The sequence below is a fragment of the Leadbetterella byssophila DSM 17132 genome, from assembly GCF_000166395.1.
GTDB classification, from domain to species: Bacteria; Bacteroidota; Bacteroidia; order Cytophagales; family Spirosomataceae; genus Leadbetterella; species Leadbetterella byssophila.
Map to the genome: position 1 here is coordinate 1,388,581 of NC_014655.1, position 19,780 is coordinate 1,408,360.

A 19,780-nucleotide genomic window follows, 5' to 3' on the forward strand; every position below is an offset into this window, starting at 1 on the left:
GTGGCTTTCCTGGGTTTGAATTTTTGAAGCTCCCGGACAAACACCTCATTAACTACCGGAGCGGGGTGGCGAACACCGCAGGAGGCACGACAGTGATAGTAGGCATAACGAGCGCTTCTTCCCTTGGATTCGCTCGCAGTCAGAACTTTCCCGCATTTGGGACATTTTAAGAATCCCCTAAGCTCAAAGGCGGCATTAGAAAGCTCTCTTATATTGGGACGCTGCCGTTTTCGTTTTCCGTCAATTGCATCCTGAATGTCATAGAACAGCTTTTCGGTTATCATGGCTTCGTGTTGTCCATCTATCAGCCTGGCCTTTTCATCCCGATAGCTTTTGAGCTCAATTTTCCCAAAATACACTGGGTTTTCAAGCGCCCTCCAAAAAGTGGTTTTTCCGCATTTCAAGCCTTTTCGGGCTGCCCGCTTGTAAACCTCTTCAACGGTATAGATCCCGGTAGCGACTTCTTCAAAAGCCTGTTTGAGCAAACGCGCTTGTGGTTGGTCGATGGCAATATACTTTCTTCCCGATTCGGAGATCCGGTTGATGTACCCTATCGGAGCAACCCCCATGTATCTCCCTTCTTTCTGGGCACGTCTCATGCCAGCGATCGTATTGAGGGCACGCCTGTCATTTTCTACTTCCGGTGCGGCCATATAGAAGGCCAACATCATTTTATTTTCAGGGACAGAGAGGTCAAGCGGCTGCTCAATGGCCTGTGGTTCGGCCCCCAATTTTCTCAAAACCCCAATCATATGATAGGCATCGCCTGCATTCCGGCTAAACCGGTCCCATTTGGTAAACAGAACCAGGTCTACCCTGCCTTTTGCTTTTTTGAGATCGCTAAGAAGCCCGGCCCATGCAGGTCGTTCAAAAGTTTTGGCCGAATGGTCTTCATAAATAACCTTGCTGACCGAGATCCGGTTGATTTCACAGTATTTGCGGAGCATTTCCTCCTGTCCACGTTGGGAGTAACCTTTATCAGCCTGCTCGTCAGTGCTGACCCTGACGTATAGATATGCAATCTTCATGATGTTTTCCGGTTGTTGATTCGACAGGGGCAAGCCCTGTCATGCATTGACTAATTACGATATTAATCAATTTTTGGGAGAATTCCAATATTTGTTCAGCTTGTTGAGTTGTAAGCTCAATCCCTTCTTCTTTGTATAGTTCAATGACCCTTTGAACCGGGAATGCCTTTTTTCCAGTCTCCTCCATACCCGTCTTGCTGCTTAAGTTCAAGCAGCAAACCTAGAGATCGCCAATTTTTTTTTATTCCTGTTATTCTTTCCGGAATAAAAAGGAACTTTTTAAAGTGATGTAGTAATTACTCTGGCTACGCATGTGCGCATTTAATACTTTGAAAAGAAGTATCCCTCGGGAGTGATCGTCCGAAGTATGGGATATAAATGGATAGAGCTAATACATTATAGTCAGAGGCGTCTACCCCTTTTTTGCCTGGTTTGCTCTTTTGGCTGATCCTGTTCAAAGACTGACCAATGATTTTTGAGCACTGCATTTCTAAGGCGATCGTTGATTATTGCCCAGTCTAATTTGCTTTTTAGCATGGTTACGGGTACGGAGAAATCAATATCGGCATGGTATAGCAGACCGGAATGAGCCATTTGAGGGGTAGCATTCGGGTATTTCTGACAATATGCTTTAGATAGCAAGCCAAATGGTATTTTCTCTAACAAGTAATAGACGTCGATGAAATCTTTCAGACGGCTTCCGTTCTGAACAATAGCATGTAATTTCATTGCGCCGATATCCTCTAACGAAAGCATCCGTATACCATCGATTACTTCCATAGGTTTGAGCAAGGGGTATCGGTGGCTAATAAAATCGACCTTGACCTGATCAATAAAGCCAAACGCCCCGTTTTTTATCACCTGGTCATCAGTTAATCCGTATTTTCCTTTCAAGTGCGCCCCTATCGATTCAGCATCAAATTCTTTATCGCTAAACATATCGATGTCAATGGAAATCCGATGTCCCAATTTTAGTGACAGCGCAGTTCCACCAACAAGGAAAAACGCTTGTAATTTTGTATCCGACATCAGCGCCCGGATCAGATCCAGTGTCCTGGCTTCGACCGTTTCCGTATGTAACATAACATTTCCTCTTTCTCTATTCGGAAGTAGACACTCACTTTTTCGATAGCATAATCGGGCAGAAATACGATTTCACTTTTAAGCGCCTTTAAGACCTTCTCTCTACCATAGAAACGGATCAGCTCTTCCCAATGCTCCGGCCCTCCCCGCTCTATAATCCTGGCTATGATCGATTTGTAAGATGCCTGCCAGTCTATTCGCTCATAATCCATATCCCAGAACCATTTGGGGGCAAGAGTGGGCCTATCGGATATTTTAAAAGCTTCCATAGTATTAAAGATATGACATTATGTTTTAAAGAAAATGTCTTTTAGCAGCTAAATTTTATATTTATAACATAAAACGAAGAAATTATATTCATAATTGATTATTTTTAATTCATATTCTTTTAAAGGAGGGGGTTTATCTTCTTTTAAAGGAGGGGGTTTATCCCTGGTCCAGGTGTGAAACGAAACGAAGAAAAAGATGAACCTGCATTCAAATTTACAATATCCCTTGCTCAAATACCTGTCAGAGGAGTTGACAGGTAGCTTTTATGCCAACGAGCTGACTTTTTTAAACCGATTACTGATCCTATATCACAACCGGTATATTTTTTCAATAGGTGATGATCATTGCCGGTTTCTTGAAGAGCTCACAGAAGATTTAAAGCAGCCGGTTAAGCTCTGGACTATTCCTACTTATAAGCGCGAGCAGATCAACCTGATGCGGGCCCGGTTCAGCTACCTTCTCTCTGACAACCACTTCATTATCGAAAAACTTATCTCCCGGCCCGACTATAGTTCTTTTGAAGCCAAGAAGCAAACGATCGTGGAAATCTACCAATGGCTGGATAGCCTACCGCATGGACAAAACTATCCCGTTAACGTAGTCCTCTGGAAAAAGGACATGGAGGCAAACCTGGGGCATTTGTTGGAAAGCCCGGCTCGATCCAGTAAAAATATAACTCCAAAAAAGCTACCCTTCCCCCATTTCTACCATATCCTAGAGGGGAAAGATGAAGAGGCAAAGAAAGCAAAATTCCAAAAACTGATCAGGATTCTTTCGGAGCAGCAATGGCTCTCTGAATCCGAAAGAGCAGGAGTTTATCAGTTCCGAAAGAGCGGAAGCGGTTCCAGGTTACTGCTGGGGGCGCTCTATTTCTGCTTAAACCGGCAAGGCCATATTGCCAAAGAGCTTAACGCCCCACCGGTAGCAGCGCTCTTTAACACTTGGCTCAAACATGACATCTCCCCGGAATCTTTTGAGAAAATTTTCCAAACCGAACAACAGGATACATTCCTATGTTCTCCCGGTCACACACGTTACAAATACGTTCAGGATTGCAATCTACTGATCCGGGATCTTTAGCGCCGGAAAAGAGCGGAAATTTCCAATAATATTCTTTTTATTCCCGTCGGAAGAGCAGGAACGCTAAAGCTTAAACGACCGGCGAGCTTTGGGCTATGTTTCACCTTAAAAGCTCGTTTTACAATGAACCAACGGCCCAATCAATCGACTACAGGATTAAGTCCAGCCAGAGCGCTACTTCTTACGCTCTATGAGCGCAAGGACGCCAAAAGAAGAAGGTTTCTCTATCACTACTACCGGAACTTTTTTGAAGAACCCTATTCCGTAGGGTACCTGGTGGAGATCATCAACCGGGATTTAGGAAAAGCTTTGGTGACTGCTCGCGATATTAAGTATATCAGGGCCAACGTCTACAAATGGAAGCAGGAAGGAGAAATCCTATCGACAAAATCTCAAACAGATCAGCGTGATGGACAATCAAATCCTAGTTGACCTGTTTGAACGCCGTGATAAGAAACGCAGGCGTATCCTCTACCGGCTCTACCAGCAGTTGATCGAATCGGAAATGTCGGCCGTTTACATCGCGGATATGATCTCAAAACAGCTGGGGCGTCAGGGAATGATCAAGGCAGAAGATATCAAATTTTGTCGCTACCATTTTAAAAAGCGCCCGCTAAAGACCCTGGCCCAAAGGCCCGGAACGCTACCGGTTTCTATTTCCAAGGAGACCCAGCTTGAAAGCCCTTCCGGGATAAAAGTGGGAGCAGGCTGGACCGATCCTGACAAAATCGACCTACAGGAAAACCTGATTGTTAAATCCAAATTCTCTAAATAATCATGATACGAAAATTTCATTTTATTCTACAGGCTAAAGGTGGAGTTGGCAAGAGTCTGTACACCTACCTGCGCGCCCTTACCGAATCAGGCCGCTCTTCTTTGTTTGTCGATGTGGATAGCTCGACTAAAACCTCTTCCAGGCAACTCACTTTCCTGGGGGAGGACAGGCTGGAAAGTATTTCCTTGATCGATAAACGGGAAGTGCTGGTAAGGGACCTTTTCGTGGGGTACGTTGAAAGCGTGATCGAGAGTTCCTTCCCGGAAATCTTCATGGACTTCGGCGCTCCCGAAAGCGAGCAGTTTCCAGCGCTTATTGCCCGTGATCTTGATTTTAAAACCTGGTGCGATGAAGTAGGCTTTCAGGCTGTCTTTCATATCATCATGGCGGCAGGTGGCGCCTACAGGCCCTGCGGTGAATACCTGGAAAAAATGGTAGCGGTACTAGGTGGCCAGTTTGAAGTTACCGCCTGGGAGAACCTGAATACATTCAAGCAATACCCGGACCTATCCAATGAGCTCGCTAGCAAGTGTCAAGCTATGGAGATACAACACGAAAGATTCGGGGATTTTGATGCCAACAGCCTATTGGGGATCCAGATACTGGACGGTATCAGAAAGGGATACGGTTTGGAGCAATACAAACCAGGTGCAAGGATCAGTTTAAGAAAGGAACTAAGAGAGCATTTTGGCTATGCATGACGATATCAAGGAAAGGCTTAACCGACTGAAAGGAAAGTACACCCAAAAGTACGGGCACCTGATGGATGAATGGACCTCGATGCTGCTGGAAGAAATTCACGAAAACTTCGCTGTCCTGACTAGTCAAGTCAGCCAAACTACGGAAGCTATCAAAGAAGCACAGTTCAGAATCCGCAAGAGTCAACGGGTGTTACAATTCAGCTCAGCCAAACAGGCATGGTTGTACGGGTTAGGCGAAATGGCCCCACTTGCAGTAGCGATAGGCATAATCGCTGCCCTTATTTTTTGGTATGCGTATACAGAAAAGCGGTTTAAGGAAATCAAAAGTACTGTCGATGCCTATGAAAACATCACAGACTATACGGTCTTAGCACAGAACGGTAAAATCATAGAAAAAGACAAGGTTCAATATCTGGTGCTAAAGCTGCCGCATGATGGAGAAGCAATAGCAGGCCTTCACTGTATATTCGACCCAAAAAAGCAGCAGGTTCTGGTACCACTGAACCAGAAACCAACACATAAAACGGACAAGTGAACTTTATTAAACTTTAGCGGCCAAACGCTGCCAAGAGTGAACATTCATAGGGTGTAGGGGTGGCTTAGCCCACAGCCAGCTATCGCCGGTACGTCGCAAAAAAGCTCCGACCGGCGAAACTGGCCAAGGGAAAACCCCTGGACCCCCGCTATTCGCCTTAACAGGCTCATAGCTAAATTATGACAGACAAATGGAAAAGAAAAAAAGACCGGCAGACCTCCTAAAGCTAAAGGAGCTGCCAAAAGGGCCCACTTTTCAGTGTGGTTGACCCAGGAGCAGAAAAGCAAGATCAATGAACAGGTTCAAAAAAGCGGCCTGTCGGCCAGCGAATATTTTTTGACGTTAGCCTTAGATGTACCTTTTAAAAGACCGCAGAAACGAGCACTGCCGTCCCAAACGGCAGAAACAGTACAGATATTGGAACAGCTTGCCGGAATCCTCTCATTGGCGGTGCTGAAAACTAAAGACCGGCAGATGCTTTCCAGACAGTGGCAGGAAAGCAGCCAGCAGGTAAGGCTATTGGCTAATCTGATTACCCGGTGGGTGTTTGAAAATTTTGAAATCCGAAGTTTTCAAAAAACGCTCAATGAAGCACAGACCTGGATAAGCCAGACAAATAGCTACCTGAAGGAAATGCTGGAACCGGGTCAAAGCAAGGAGATGATCCTGGATAGCGGAAACCGGATGGCAAAGCAATTACAAGTACTTCATGAAAAATACGAGGCCTACTACTCCGAACCGTTGAAGGAGATTAAAAAGGTAAAGAGCGCAAATCCCAAAACTCCGGATATGGTTCACGAGGTAATAACCGATACTTTTAAAGGAATAATACAACGAAACCAGAATCCAAAACACCAATACGATGATCGGTAAAGCAAGCCTGGGCAGTTACATCAAGGGGATATTGGAATACTGCTACTATGACAAGGAACTTACCGCCAGGATGAAAAGGCAGCTTAGGCCTGAAGACATCCGGGGCGAGCTTGTCTATATTCAGAACCTGGCCCTCAAAATGCATAGTGACGGTAGGATTAACCTGGACTACTTGGCAAGACAATACATCGACAACCACCAAAACAATAAAAGGCTTAATAAATACGTCTGGCACCAATCCTTTAGTTTTGCTCCGGGTGAGCGGCTTGACGACGAAAAGATTATTGAGATTTCGACAGAGTTCGCAAGGGAGTTTGGTTTTGAGCAGAATCAGATGGTAGTCTTTAAACATCAGGATACTGAGCACTTTCATTTTCACATTATCGCCAACCGGATCAACCACAACGGAAAGAATACGGCGGACCATTTTAATAATTATGCTCGAACTGGAAGATTCTGCCGGAGGATGGAGCAGGAGCTCAGCTTAATCGCAACCCCGGATATGAAGATCAACCAGAAACGACAAAGCGAGCTGGAAGTAAAAGACAAGGTGCACTTAAAACTGAAAATAGTAATAGACAAGTTACTGCCGGAAGTGTCTTCTATACAGCAGTTGAAAGAGAGATTAGCAGGCGAAGGTTACAAGACTTATCTAGGCCGGGGAATCTCTTTCTTTCATAGCTCAACTAAGGTTAAGATGAAAGGGTCCGATTTGGGTCGGAATTATTCGCTAGCTGCACTGGAAAAAGCATTAGGCCAGCAAGTTGCAATGGAATCAAACCAGAATCAGGAAAGGGTCAGAAGAAGGAAACAGGGGCTTAGGGTTTGATAGATAGAAACACTTTTGAACTGTCTTCCAGACTTTACGATATGCTCAATAAGAAATGTCTGCGACCAGGGCAAACGAAAGTTACAAAAGAAAAAATGACGGCTGCAAGCCTTCACTTCGTCATCCGGCTATTTAGCCAACCGCACAGCCCACGCACCGTAAACCGCCGGATGGTCTTGCACCCAAGGGGACAGGCCCCGTCATTTTTTCTTCGAGCGGAATCCGGCGATTGCCCTGGAGCGCAGGAGCCGGAACGACAGGGTTAACAGCAGAAGCACCTTCAATCAGAACGGATCTCGAAACAAGCAGTACAAAGTCAGGGAAAAAATATATCAAAAGTTGATGAACTCATTCACCTGCCTTCCAGCACCTTTTGCAATATCTCAACCTTCTCCCGCTCGGACTGTAACAATCTTTCGTACAAGGCCTTGTTCTCCTCTATAACCTGGAAGAGCTTATCGACCGGATTGAACTGGTAATTGACATTCTGATTTGCGTTGTCGTAGTTATTCTGGATATTAAAAATCGCCCTTTCCTCGTCAAAATTCTTAATCGCCTCCACAGGCACTTTCAGCACCGCTGCCACCTGCTCTAAAATATCCTCCTGGATCTGCTCCTTTTGCTCCATGGTAGAGACGCGCTTCTGGTTCCATTCTTCGCCCAATTCATAGGCTAAAGCCTCCTGCTTTAATCCTAGCATTTCTCTGAACCGTCGGACGTTCCTGCCTTGATGTATTGCTTTTTTTTCCATAATAATCTAAAACCTTTAATAACCTCTTCCCGGATACAAAAGACCCTCTGCTAAAATACCTGTCTTAGTACTTGATTATCTGATTCCGACGCTAATTTACCACTATCGATTTTAGGATTGTCATCAGCATAAGAAGAATTTTGCAAATGTACAAATAAAGTAAAAAATGAACAAGATCGCATTTACAGCCCGACAGGCTAGGGGCTTATCCAAAGGAGAGGTCGCGAGAGAACTAGGAATATCTGAGGCCGATTATAATGAACTGGAACTAGAACTTACCCCAATGTCGTCAGAAATGGCGGAAAAGCTGGCAGCCGTATATAATATACCGGCAGAATACTTCATGATAGGCAGCTTTTACAATATCCAAATGGGGATAGATGCATTGAAGCAGCAAAAGGAAATTATCAATAATTCTGCCTTGTCCGAAAACTTACCCATTTCTATTCCAGCACAGTTTCACATGCGACTTGCCAAATTGGGGCTTGAAGCAGTGATAGCCAATCAAGAAAAACTACTGTTGCTAAGGCAAAACAGAGAGTTGGAATTTGAAAACAACGCTCTGAGAACATTATACAAAAGTACAAAGAATGTCGGATAAGTATGGAAGTGTTTAAGGAAGTATGGGAAGCTTTGATCGATTTTAAGAGTCAAACTATACTATAATGTATGAAATTAGCAAAAACGAAGATAATAGGCGATAATATCAGACAGATAAGAGAAGTTGTAAAAAATTATAAACATAGTTATGTAGCGGAACAACTAAAAATCACTACGAGAGCCTATACAAATATAGAAAATAATGTAGGGGATATAGCGCTTAAAAAATTGGAAGAAATAGCTAATATATTTGTATGCAGGCCAGCGGATATATTGATAACGAAAAAATCCCGATCCGACCTAACGGCCAACACCTCAACCGGTCATTCATATACGCCCGAGATCATTAACCCCAAAAAAAGATAACACTATATTTTTTTCTTTTTCCTACACCCATCCCACAGGAATCCGGGTAAAGAAGCTCACAAGGTTTACCGGAGAAAAAATACACTCCTGAGCGATAGCGAATATGAGGAAGATTTTTTCTCCTGGTAATCCGTAAGGGCCCGACCTTTTGAGGTTCTTCTGGATTTCTAATTTTGTCGTCGGCTAAAGACAAAAGGAACCAAATCAGGTCATCTTTAATTTGTCTTTTATTAAGAATACATATATCTATACGTTTATCGCTTACCGTTTACTAAATTTTTGATGGATTTAGTGCCGATTTCTTTGGTCGGATTTTTAATTTATTTGAACCTTTGATGTTTATTTCTTAATTTATCTTAATATACACAGTATGAAGAATCTACTAAATGTTTCGCTTGCAATCGCTCTACTTTTCTCAGCAACGCTGATGTCCTGTAAAAATGACGGTCTACAACCAACAGAACAACCCTCTGATAAATTTATATCCTTCAAAGGGGAGACCATTAAAATTCCTGCAAATTTCCCTGAGGAGCTTTTCGGGCAAACACAGGAAGAATTTGATAGTTATATGAATGGCAAAACCGCCAGGAAAGCCAGGGAGATAAATAGTGCGAATCTCACCTACGATGAAATCCTTGAAATTTTCAATAAACATCTTGTCAAATACCCGAGGGTAAACTATGATAGCATATCAAATGAGGATTTAAAACGCATTTTGGTCGATATCCCATCTATTAAAAGTTTGGAGGATGCACTCTCCAAAGTGGACTTCATTTTTGATTATTACAATACAATTGTTAAAAATGATATTATTCCGGATGTTTTAGCATTGGAAAAGTCGAAGTTAAGTGCTAAGATTTCGGGCGGATCTCCTGGTAGCTTAACTGACCCTGAAAGGAATGTATTGCTTGGCAATCCAACTTATGGGGCCATCTATGCACAGGCTGCCAATGATGCCAATTACGTAACGATGGTTGAATGGGGTGTAGATATTGATAATCAAAAAAACAATGCCTTTAAACATAGTCTTTGGAACTGTCTTATTATACGAGGTATTTTAGGCGGCGCCCCGGCCAGCAAGACCCAGGCCATAAACTTTGCGCAAAATGGTACGTCTGCGCACGAAAAGAATAATGACGGATCGCAAAACCATACTCCTGAGGCGGCAATGGACCTGCATAATAATATGTCAGCCAGGAACTGGATGGACGATGAGGTTAAGTGGGGCATAGGGCCGTTTAGAAAAATGCCTAACTTTGAGAAAATAAAGAATACCTGGTACGCTAGGGCAAACAGCAGTACTTTCTATGATAAAAGTACTAATTGGACCGGGATACTCGTTCTACATGGAGGAAACAACTCAACTACATGGAATAATCTATATAATAATTTATATGGTGGCCATCAACATTGCGTTCACATGGAATAACAAATTTTAACATTAAAAACATGAACAGACTATTTTTCCCTACTTTTTTACTGATTGCTTTTTTATTTTCTTCCTGCTTTAATAAGGTGGAACCCGAAGTGAGTACTGTATATGTAAAAAGCGGTGATAAAGAAACTGAGCGGTCAGAAGCGGTATCTACTTTATTCGAACATTATAGTAAAAGCTCGAAGGACAAACAGTATTATGAGGTTCTTTCAAAAAAAGATGGTCGGTTCATACTCAATTATAATCGGATCGATCAAAGATTAACCATTTGTACAGACCCTGGTAGCGGCTGGAGCCGTCAATACGTAGGAATAACAGATGCTGATTTGGAAGATCTTTTAGTAAAGGGACTATCATTCAATGATCTTGATTTTCCTAAAGATCCTGTTATTGTCGATGAAGTAACCTTGATAGTTAAAGAGAAAGAGCTAAAGTATACGAAAGGTTCTGAAATGATAATCCCTAAAACAAACGGGAAACCTAGCGGGTATTAACGCTTCGAAATAATTTTAGCTTCATAAAACAGGGGGCCACTTAAATGGGCTTCCTGTTTTTTTATAATTGTATATTACTAAAAATCATATTTTATCCAACCGGGTGCCTGCTAGAAAGCGTTATTAGGAAGTATTAAATGGATATTTTGTAGAAATTGTTATTATTCGGTACGCTGGATATGGGGAGTGCTAAAGTTCTACTTATTTCTTAGGTCATTGTTTAGCTCTCTACTATTGAGAGTTTAATGGCAATTCTAAGCTTGGAAAGTACAATAAGCTATTAGGCTGATAGTTTTACCTTCTGCTTGAAATGTATTATTTTAGTATAAACGTATCCGCCCTATAAACTACAGGTGGGTAACTACCAATCGAGACACTTTCTCCAAATCTTCTAAAAACCGGTTCGATATTAGTTCGGGAAGGGGTACTAACCCCTGAAACGGAAAGGTTTTGGGGGTTTTTGCTTTTTGGGGGTGGTGGGAGATTGGGTAGGATAGTATATTAAAACTTAAGACAAGCTTCTACTTTTAAAATGTACTATTTCCGGGGGAGCTTACAGCAAGGAAAGTAACCGCTTTGAACAAATCCTTTTAGAGCAGCGTTAATAGAAAAACAATTTGATTCTCGTAAAGCAGCTTCACTGATGAATATGTCAGAAATAAATTTTAAGAAAAAGTATCCATCTTTAATTATTTAATATTAACACACTACCCTATCTAAAAAAATGGCTTTTTACAGAAATAGTGGTGAAAACGTACCTTTTTTTTAAAACCATTCCCATTCCTAAAACCCTCCAATGCCCTTAAACTTATCCACTAGGGCACTGATCTTCTGAAAAACACTTTGTTTTTTCGTCAAAAACTGAGGATTTAACGGACTCATTTTTGGCAAGATAGCATTCAGTTCCGTACCATTATCTGTTGCAAACTCACGCTTTAAGGAATTTGATATATAACGCTTAGCAGCTTCTTCATTCAAAGTCTCATTAGCAATCAATTCCATTACTTCCTCTTTCTGCTTACGCTGGGCATATTCATAAAAAGAATCTAATATCGATGGTTTATCCTCAATAGTATCTAAGTTGGTTTCGTTGATATAATCCACCACTAAACTTTCTTTCGCTCTATTGCCTATACTCGCACGAATCACCCTACGCACCTCCTCAACAAGATCCGCTTTGCTCTTCGTTTTCTTATTCTGTTCAAAAATCAACTCCAGGATATAATCTAAATTAATTTCCTGTGATTTCAACAAATCGATTTCAAATACAACATCATCCCAATCGATACCCGATTCCTCACTTTCTTTGCCACTTTTTTCTCTTCGAATCCAATCACGGATATCGTTATAAGTTGAGCGATAATCTTGAACTGTTCTGTTCGGTATTACCTCCATCTGTTCCATGAAAACAATATCTTCATCCGTCAAGAAATTCTCCTCTTTGAAGGCTTCTACGGCTTCTGGGTTAGATTTATCGATAGCTTGAAACGCTTTCAAATGATTGAACTCATCGTAATTCTGTAAAATATTTTCTACGCGTAAATATTCACCGAATAGCTTGGTAAACTCATTCTTATCTTTCTCCGTAACGATTTCCGATGGATCAGGGTACTTGGTATTTAATTCATGTACGATATCATTGTATCCTCTTCTTGCTTTACCGGAAACAATGTCCGTAAAACCTTCCAAGTATTCTTTATAACTCTTTTCTAATACAACATTCTTCGTATTCTTATCCCCAAACAACGTAATAGCATCAATAGTCGCTTGTTCTAGGTTTCTAAACGTAACGATATTTCCAAACGTCTTGGTCGCATCATAGATACGGTTCGTTCTAGAAAACGCCTGCATCAATCCATGATAACGCAAGTTCTTGTCTACAAACAAGGTATTCAATGTGGGTGCATCAAATCCTGTCAAGAACATACCCACTACAATAATTAAGTCTATTTCTTTCTTCTTAACGCGATTCGCCAAGTCGCGGTAGTAGTTCTGGAACTCGTTACTTTCTACCCCAAAATTCGTTTTGAACATAGCGTTATAATCTCCAATGGCTTGCGACAAAAATTCCTTAGCCGTGCTATCCATAGCCGATGGCTCGAATGTTTCATCTACAATTTCACCAATTGCGCTTTGTTCTTCATTGGCTGCATATGAAAATATCGTAGCTATTTTTAATGGACGTTCACTGTCTTTTTGTAGCGCGTTCAACGCTTCGTAATACATCTTAGCGGCATCCACACTACTTACCGCAAACATGGCATTGAAGCCTCTGTTACCTGCTTGATTGCGATGTGTTTTTAAACGATAGTTCTTTATAATATAATGAGAGATTTCCTTAATACGTGCAGGATGCAAAAATGCTTTTTTATTCTCAGCAGCACTTAATTTTTTCTCATCTTGTTCCTGCTCTATGCTTTTGAATTGTGGACGTACATCATTATAATCCACCTTGAATTTCAATACTTTTTCATCACGAATCGCATCCGTGATGACATAAGAATGCAATTCTCTGCCAAACACACTCGCTGTGGTATCTGCCCCCAAAGCATTTTGTGGAAAGATGGGCGTTCCTGTAAAGCCAAATTGATAGTATTTCTTAAACTTCTTCTTTAGATTCTTTTGCGCTTCGCCAAATTGAGAACGATGCGCTTCATCGAAGATAAACACCACCTGCTTGTCATAAATGTCCAAGTTAGGCTCGCTCTTCATCAGGTTATTTAATTTCTGAATCGTCGTTACAATGATCTTATTATCTTTCTTCTCAATATTTCGTTTTAGCCCTACCGTATTATCGGAACCATTCACGCTATCGGGAGAAAAACGTTGGTATTCCTTCATGGTTTGATAGTCCAAATCTTTTCTATCGACCACAAAGAACACCCTATCTATAAATTCTAATTCAGTCGCTAAGCGAGCTGCTTTAAAACTGGTTAAGGTTTTACCCGATCCCGTTGTATGCCAAATATAGCCTCCACCTTCCAGAGTGGACCATTTTTTAGCATTATACGCACTTCTTATCTTCCATAGGATTCGCTCGGCTGCCGCTATCTGATAGGGTCGCATAATCAATAGCGTATTGCTTACATCAAATACAGAATACGTCAGTATAACATTCAAAATCGTTTGCTTCTGAAAGAATGTAGCCGTAAAATCCTTTAAATCTTTGATCAGATTATTATCCGCCTTCGCCCAGTTCATCGTAAAATCGAAACTGTTTTTGTTGCGCTCTACGGTATTGGCAAAGTAACGCGTATCTGTTCCGTTGGAAATCACAAATAGCTGTACATACTTAAACAATGAACTTTCCGCATTCAGACTTTCTTTACTGTATCGGTGCACTTGGTTGAAAGCCTCACGAATAGCTACCCCACGTTTCTTCAATTCAACTTGCACCAAAGGAAGTCCATTCACCAAGATCGTTACATCATACCGATTGGCGTGTGTTCCTTTCTGCTCAAACTGCGAGATAACCTGCACCTTATTTCGTGCAATGTCCTTTTTATCAACGATGTAAATATTCTGAATATGCCCATCATCAAACACAAAATCATAGATATGATTATTCTGTATTTTATGTGTTTTCGCTACTAAATCATCACTGGCTTTATTTAAGTATTCCTCACAGAAGCGCACCCATTCGCTATCTGTGAAGCTCATATCGTTCAATGCTTGTATCTGTATACGCGCGTTCGCAAGCATCTGATCCAATGACTTAATATGGAAAGCGTTTTCATATCCCAGATTGACTAAATCCTGAATAAATTCACGCTCTAAAGCTGCTTCCGTTTGGTAACCAGCTGCAGGCTCATAAGTGTACGAATGCTTGTCGTATTTATCTAGTACGATGAAATTGTTAGATTCGGCAATGGCGTTGTACATAATGGGGAATGATTAATGGTTAATGGTTAATGATTAATGGTAAATGATTAATTAAGATTATTTTTGGTTGTTTTGAGGATGGAAGTTATTAGTTTTATGAGTTCTTCGGCATCTTTATGTATACTTTTGAATTGCTCATCGTTTAGATAATTGGTTGCTTGTAAAAGTTCTAGCCAATAAAGTGCTTCGTTTATTTCTTTTTGTGCGATGGCTATTTTATGCTTAAAATCTGTTTTAGATTCTGCATGTTCTGCCTCGCGAACCATTGCGCCAACAGATGTTCCTGATCGTAACAATTGCTTCGATAGAACAAATTCTTTTTTCTGTTCACACAAATATTGATACAACTTAACAATCCTTACCGCAAATACAAAACTCTTGTTTTTTACGACATTATCTCTCATCTCATTAACCATTAACCATTATCCATTAACAATTAACCATTAACAATTAACCATTAACAATTAACCATTATCCATTAACCATTAAACCCTAACAACTCATTACGATAATACTCGTATTGCTTATTTCTCAGTTCTATTTCTCTTTCTAATTGCGCAACAATGTTTTTAGTCGCTTCATCATATTGATCTAATAAATGGACAATGCGTTCTTGTTCAGTTATAACTGGTTTTGGTATAGTTATTTTTTCTAAGTCATTTACATTTACTCTGCGAACTTTTGTACCAGTTATATATTTTCTTTTTTGCTTCTGAAACTGCTCTGTTTGAAAATAATATGCGACAAATTTGGGATTTAATGAATGTGAATAAAAACATGCGTCACTACTTACAGCAATATCTTCTTCTCCTAACCAAGCTACAGCTTTACATACGTCATCGTCATTTTCACTTGTAGTAGCTATAACTAAATCACCCGTTTTGGCTTTTCTAGCGTTCTTAGCAAAATCTACCGAAACAAAAGATTTGGTTTCGTAAGTGTAAGTATTATAATATGTATAAACTTGTCCGTAATGTATACAGCCAATTCCAAATTCAGTAAAGTCTTTTTTCTGCAATCCACTACCTCGAGTAAATTTCCCAACATTTTCATCCCCCAAAGTTTTCCACTCCACTTCCTTACCCTCAAAGCGGAACAACTCTTCACGATAATATTCGTATTGTTTTTTACGTTGGTCTATTTCTTGGGCTAAAGCAGCGGTTAAGGCTTTATTTTGTTCACTCAAACCATCCAAAACCCTTACAATTTCTTGTTGAACGGCTAATGATTTTTCAGGATCATTAGGGTATGGGATAGGGATTAAAGTTTCTTTAGCTTTTGTCCAATGGCGTTGATAACTTCCCTCTTTTTCATAAAAACTTAAAAAGCAATAATAGAGATATTTTACATTATTGTTTTTCGAATTTAAAATTTTTAGACCATCAGCACCTTGAATGAATGAAAAATCAACATATTTGATATGTTCTGAATGATCGCCAAAAATGATATATTCATTTTTTTCAACCATAGGAAAATTCACATCAGTATAACCTGCTATAAATTGCGCCCCTTGATCAATTATAGGATTTGATCCAGAAAGACAATAGTGTTCACGCTTTATTTTTGAAGGTGCTGTTTTCGTTTTCACTATTCCTCCCAAAGCCTTCCACTCCACCGGCACATCTTTCAATAATGCTTTTAATGTACTCATGCTTTTCCTCCTTTTTTGGCTTTGCTTAGTTTATCAGCTTGCTTGGCTTGTTTTTCCAATGCTGTGATGGTTTTGAGGTATTCTTTTTCCACGCTGCTGAGGGTTTTGGCTTTGTACTTTTTGTATTCGGCTACTGCTTTTTCTTTGGCTTTTTCCGTAGAAATGCTGCCTGCGTTATCCAAGACTTTACGCCCTGTGCTGTTGAGAATGTTGTCCAACTCGCGAATGTAGTCGTCCATGCGCATGGGGCGTTCTTCTATGGCGTTCAGCTCTGCTAAGTCGAAGTATGCCGCTACCAGATTATTGAGTACTTTGAGTTCTTTTTCTTCCAAGAAGTTTTTGGCTATCATGGCTTCAGCTTGGGTAGGTGCTTCGCCTTTGAAGTTGGTTAATCCTGCAAAAGGTTTGTCGCTGTCTACCCGCATATAAATCACCTCAGAGGCTGTATGCCCATGTGCGGCATAGTGCAATTTGTTTTGTACGATTTTGAAAAAGGTCAAACTGGCTTCGCTTTTTGGGTCGTAATCCACCGCCGTGGCATACAAATCCAATATCTGACGGTACATCACCTTTTCACTCGAACGAATGTCGCGAATGCGGTCGAGTAATTCTTTCCAATAGTTGCCACCGCCCAAGCCTTTTAGACGGTCATCGTCCATGGTAAACCCTTTGACGATGTATTCTTTGAGGCGTTGGGTAGCCCATTGGCGGAAGCGTGTACCTTGAATAGATTTTACACGATAACCCACTGATATAATGACATCTAAATTATAGTGATTGGTCGGTTTGGTAGAAAAATCGGAAATTCCGATTTTTCTCATGGTATCCGCTTCTAATAATTCACCTTCCTGATAAATATTTAAGATATGCTCATTAATAGTAGAGCGGCTTTTATTGAATAATTCCGCCATTTGGTCTATGGTTAGCCAAACGGTTTCGTCCTCTAATTTGACGTTTATTTTGGTTAAACCGTCTTCGGTGGTATATAATATCAGTTCACTCATGCTTCAATCTCTTTGATGATGTTCGCAATAGAAGCACGAAGCTCGTTGATGGATTGTACCGTACTTTCCAATTCTTGATTAAGCGTTTCGATGTTAATCACCTCGCGTGTATCTTTCGCCTCTACGTACGAGCTTACCGATAGGTTATAATCGTTCTCGGCAATCTGTTTATTATCTACAGTTACCGCTACGTGATCTACCGTTTCTTTCCTATCAAACAGGTGAAGAATCTCAGCGATGTGCTTTTCTTCAAGGATATTGTTGTTGGTTACTTTCTTGAAGAACGCTTCACCACTAGCATCAATAAACTGCGTTTTGGTATCAGCTTTATGCTTTGATAATACCAAGATATTTACGGCGATACTCGTTCCGTAGAATAAATTAGGTGCTAAGGATATCACCGTTTCTACAAAGTTGTTATCTACTAAATATTTACGGATTTTTTGTTCTGCACCCCCACGATAGAAAATACCAGGGAAACAAACAATAGCTGCACGCCCAGTACCCGATAAATAACTTAATGCGTGCATTACAAAAGCAAAATCCGCTTTAGACTTAGGTGCTAACACACCTGCTGGAGCAAAACGCTCATCATTGATCAAAGTTGGATCATCTGAACCTATCCAATTCACCGAATACGGAGGATTAGAAACAATGGCATCAAACGGCTTATCATCTAAGAAATGAGGATCCGTCAAGGTATTCCCTAAAGCGATATTGAACTTATCGTAATTGACATTATGCAAGAACATATTCATACGCGCTAAGTTGTAGGTCGTATGATTAATTTCTTGGCCGAAGAAGCCTTCTTCCACAAAATGCTCATCATAAAGCTTTTTGGCTTGTAGAAGTAAGGCGCCAGACCCAACTGCAGGGTCATACATCTTATTCACCTTGGTTTGCTTATGCAACGCAATACGTGTTAATAATCTCGATACTTCCTGAGGTGTAAAGAACTCTCCACCTGACTTACCTGCATTAGCCGCATAGTTATGTATCAAGAATTCATAAGCGTCTCCAAACAAGTCAATCTTTGTTTCTTCAAAAGAACCAAAATTCAATTCAGCTATACCATGAAGTACAGCCGAAAGACGTTTGTTTTTTTCTTCTACAGTATTCCCAAGGCGTGTACTTGTGGTATCAAAATCATCAAACAAACCTTTGATATCGTGCTCCGAAGGATAACCATTCGCAGAGTTTTGAATATCCGTGAAGATTTGTTTCAAATCAGTATTAAGATTCTTATTGTCATCAGCTTTAGCCTCCACATTTACAAACAACTGAGAAGGATAAATAAAATACCCCTTCGTCTTTATGGCATCTACTTTTACTTCTTCTGGAATATCGCTATCCTTGAATTTAGCATAATTTATAGAAGTATCACCTGCCTCTATATAATCCGTAAAATTCTCACTTATAAAACGATAGAATAATGTACCTAACACAAAGTGTTTAAAGTCCCATCCATCCACTGAGCCGCGAACTTCGTTGGCTATTTTCCATATTTTACTTTGTAATTCTTGTCTTTGTAAAATACTAGTCATAATCTCTCTTTTAATAATTCTTGTGGTTTCACGTCTAATATCTTTGCAATTTCAAAAAGCACCTCTAGTCTGGGCTGCTGCCTGTTTTGCACATAACCGTTTACCATATTATAACTTTTACCCAGTTGCTCAGCTAGCCAAGTCTGTTTTATACCTTTTATTTCCAACACCTCTTTAATCCTGTTCATGTTAATGTGAAATGTTTCTGCAATTATAGATGTAATATCTCATTTTTCAATATAAAAAATACTTGATTTTTCGTGAAATTAATTTACGAACTTAGGCTCGAGTAATGCTAAAAGCTTATGAGATATTTGTGGAATAAAAACAAATAAATAAAAAATGTAGGATGCAAAATATTTGGAATCTTTCAGAGAGTTAAAATAAATACAACAGGGCAAAAATAGATTCATGGAAGGATGTTCACTGAAATACTTTCTTGAAATCCCAAAAAGCCACTACTAGAAACATTAAGTTAAGGAATACCCTACATTGGAAAGAGGAAATGTTAAAGAGAAATGAAGAAAAGGCAATACTAGTTTAAGTAGCCCTACATATGACAACACTTAAATTCAGAACAAATCCAGGTACAATATAATCCTAATGTGAATAGCTCTCCTTATCAATGCATTTCTTTAAATAGACATAAGCGTTTCTATGTTGAAGATCATCTTTACTACTTGTTTTTCCAAAGCCCTCCTGAGTAATCCCTTTTGTTCTAAAATATAAATTGATTTACTATCCCGGAAATGGACATTATTCCCTGTTTGAACTCCGGTCCTGGGTTCTAACCCCTGAAACTGAAAGGTTTTAGTTTTTTTGCTTCTGGGTGAACCCACATTTTAGAGGGCTAGTGTACATTTAAGTGAGACGAATTAA

General features: G+C 40.3%; 19 protein-coding genes and 2 pseudogenes. 11 read left to right on the forward strand and 10 right to left on the reverse strand.

What is annotated here, in order from left to right; all coding sequences use genetic code 11:
• Positions 1-38 precede the first annotated feature (38 nt).
• The 3 genes and pseudogenes from LBYS_RS19930 to LBYS_RS06665 all read right to left on the reverse strand — a co-directional run.
• Positions 39-1,028 (reverse strand): annotated as a pseudogene (locus LBYS_RS19930) (recombinase family protein); the annotation flags it as partial.
• 402 nt (positions 1,029-1,430) lie between these two features.
• Positions 1,431-2,111, reverse strand: a complete 681-nt coding sequence (locus LBYS_RS06660; protein WP_013408108.1) for a nucleotidyl transferase AbiEii/AbiGii toxin family protein — start codon at positions 2,109-2,111, stop codon at positions 1,431-1,433.
• Entirely contained in the window at positions 2,069-2,380 is a 312-nt protein-coding gene (locus tag LBYS_RS06665; RefSeq protein ID WP_013408109.1) for a DUF6922 domain-containing protein, read from the reverse strand. The genes LBYS_RS06660 and LBYS_RS06665 overlap by 43 nt, the downstream gene beginning before the upstream one ends.
• 196 nt (positions 2,381-2,576) lie before the next feature.
• Between LBYS_RS06665 and LBYS_RS06670 the strand changes: the two genes are divergently transcribed.
• The 7 genes and pseudogenes from LBYS_RS06670 to LBYS_RS06700 all read left to right on the forward strand — a co-directional run bounded on the left by LBYS_RS06670 (position 2,577) and on the right by LBYS_RS06700 (position 7,174).
• A complete protein-coding gene (locus LBYS_RS06670) occupies positions 2,577-3,461 on the forward strand; it encodes a hypothetical protein (protein ID WP_013408110.1) in 885 nt (294 codons plus the stop codon).
• 123 nt (positions 3,462-3,584) lie between these two features.
• Positions 3,585-3,893, forward strand: coding sequence for a hypothetical protein (locus tag LBYS_RS06675; protein WP_013408111.1), 309 nt, complete (start codon positions 3,585-3,587; stop codon positions 3,891-3,893).
• Positions 3,871-4,236, forward strand: a complete 366-nt coding sequence (locus LBYS_RS06680) for a hypothetical protein (protein ID WP_013408112.1) — start codon at positions 3,871-3,873, stop codon at positions 4,234-4,236. The genes LBYS_RS06675 and LBYS_RS06680 overlap by 23 nt, the downstream gene beginning before the upstream one ends.
• Positions 4,237-4,349: 113 nt before the next feature.
• Positions 4,350-4,937, forward strand: a complete 588-nt coding sequence (locus tag LBYS_RS06685; protein ID WP_229310468.1) for a hypothetical protein — start codon at positions 4,350-4,352, stop codon at positions 4,935-4,937.
• On the forward strand, positions 4,930-5,472 hold the full coding sequence (locus tag LBYS_RS06690) for a hypothetical protein (protein ID WP_013408114.1): 543 nt from the start codon (positions 4,930-4,932) through the stop codon (positions 5,470-5,472). Before LBYS_RS06685 ends, LBYS_RS06690 begins: the two co-directional genes overlap by 8 nt.
• 252 nt (positions 5,473-5,724) lie before the next feature.
• Positions 5,725-6,345: pseudogene (locus LBYS_RS06695) on the forward strand (plasmid mobilization protein); the annotation flags it as partial.
• Entirely contained in the window at positions 6,335-7,174 is an 840-nt protein-coding gene (locus tag LBYS_RS06700) for a relaxase/mobilization nuclease domain-containing protein (RefSeq protein ID WP_013408116.1), read from the forward strand. The pseudogene LBYS_RS06695 and the gene LBYS_RS06700, both read left to right, overlap by 11 nt.
• Before the next feature lie 352 nt (positions 7,175-7,526).
• Here LBYS_RS06700 and LBYS_RS06710 read toward each other — a convergent pair whose 3' ends face one another.
• Positions 7,527-7,925: a helix-turn-helix domain-containing protein gene (locus tag LBYS_RS06710; protein WP_013408117.1), complete on the reverse strand. Its 399-nt coding sequence runs from the start codon at positions 7,923-7,925 to the stop codon at positions 7,527-7,529.
• 166 nt (positions 7,926-8,091) lie between these two features.
• Here LBYS_RS06710 and LBYS_RS06715 point away from each other — a divergent pair, with 166 nt between their 5' ends.
• From LBYS_RS06715 to LBYS_RS06735, 4 genes are all read left to right on the forward strand, one after another.
• On the forward strand, positions 8,092-8,526 hold the full coding sequence (locus LBYS_RS06715) for a helix-turn-helix transcriptional regulator (RefSeq protein ID WP_013408118.1): 435 nt from the start codon (positions 8,092-8,094) through the stop codon (positions 8,524-8,526).
• A gap of 68 nt (positions 8,527-8,594) precedes the next feature.
• Complete coding sequence (locus LBYS_RS06720; protein WP_013408119.1) at positions 8,595-8,891, forward strand: helix-turn-helix domain-containing protein; 297 nt, start codon at positions 8,595-8,597, stop codon at positions 8,889-8,891.
• Between the two features lie 370 nt (positions 8,892-9,261).
• The gene (locus tag LBYS_RS06730) at positions 9,262-10,320 is read left to right on the forward strand and encodes a DUF6973 domain-containing protein (protein ID WP_013408120.1); all 1,059 of its coding nucleotides are present in this window, start codon (positions 9,262-9,264) and stop codon (positions 10,318-10,320) included.
• 20 nt (positions 10,321-10,340) lie between these two features.
• Positions 10,341-10,820 carry a hypothetical protein gene (locus LBYS_RS06735; protein ID WP_013408121.1) on the forward strand — a complete coding sequence of 160 codons (480 nt, stop codon included), beginning with the start codon at positions 10,341-10,343 and terminating at the stop codon, positions 10,818-10,820.
• A 783-nt stretch (positions 10,821-11,603) separates the two neighbouring features.
• Here the strand turns inward: LBYS_RS06735 and LBYS_RS06740 are convergent.
• The 6 genes from LBYS_RS06740 to LBYS_RS06765 all read right to left on the reverse strand — a co-directional run bounded on the left by LBYS_RS06740 (position 11,604) and on the right by LBYS_RS06765 (position 19,089).
• Positions 11,604-14,702: a type I restriction endonuclease subunit R gene (locus LBYS_RS06740; RefSeq protein WP_013408122.1), complete on the reverse strand. Its 3,099-nt coding sequence runs from the start codon at positions 14,700-14,702 to the stop codon at positions 11,604-11,606.
• A gap of 47 nt (positions 14,703-14,749) precedes the next feature.
• On the reverse strand, positions 14,750-15,106 hold the full coding sequence (locus tag LBYS_RS06745) for a four helix bundle protein (RefSeq protein ID WP_013408123.1): 357 nt from the start codon (positions 15,104-15,106) through the stop codon (positions 14,750-14,752).
• Between the two features lie 74 nt (positions 15,107-15,180).
• On the reverse strand, positions 15,181-16,353 hold the full coding sequence (locus LBYS_RS06750; RefSeq protein ID WP_013408124.1) for a restriction endonuclease subunit S: 1,173 nt from the start codon (positions 16,351-16,353) through the stop codon (positions 15,181-15,183).
• Complete coding sequence (locus LBYS_RS06755) at positions 16,350-17,357, reverse strand: virulence RhuM family protein (RefSeq protein ID WP_013408125.1); 1,008 nt, start codon at positions 17,355-17,357, stop codon at positions 16,350-16,352. The genes LBYS_RS06750 and LBYS_RS06755 overlap by 4 nt, the downstream gene beginning before the upstream one ends.
• On the reverse strand, positions 17,354-18,901 hold the full coding sequence (locus tag LBYS_RS06760; protein ID WP_013408126.1) for a type I restriction-modification system subunit M: 1,548 nt from the start codon (positions 18,899-18,901) through the stop codon (positions 17,354-17,356). The genes LBYS_RS06755 and LBYS_RS06760 overlap by 4 nt, the downstream gene beginning before the upstream one ends.
• Positions 18,898-19,089, reverse strand: coding sequence for a helix-turn-helix domain-containing protein (locus LBYS_RS06765; protein WP_013408127.1), 192 nt, complete (start codon positions 19,087-19,089; stop codon positions 18,898-18,900). Before LBYS_RS06765 ends, LBYS_RS06760 begins: the two co-directional genes overlap by 4 nt.
• Positions 19,090-19,780: the final 691 nt, after the last annotated feature.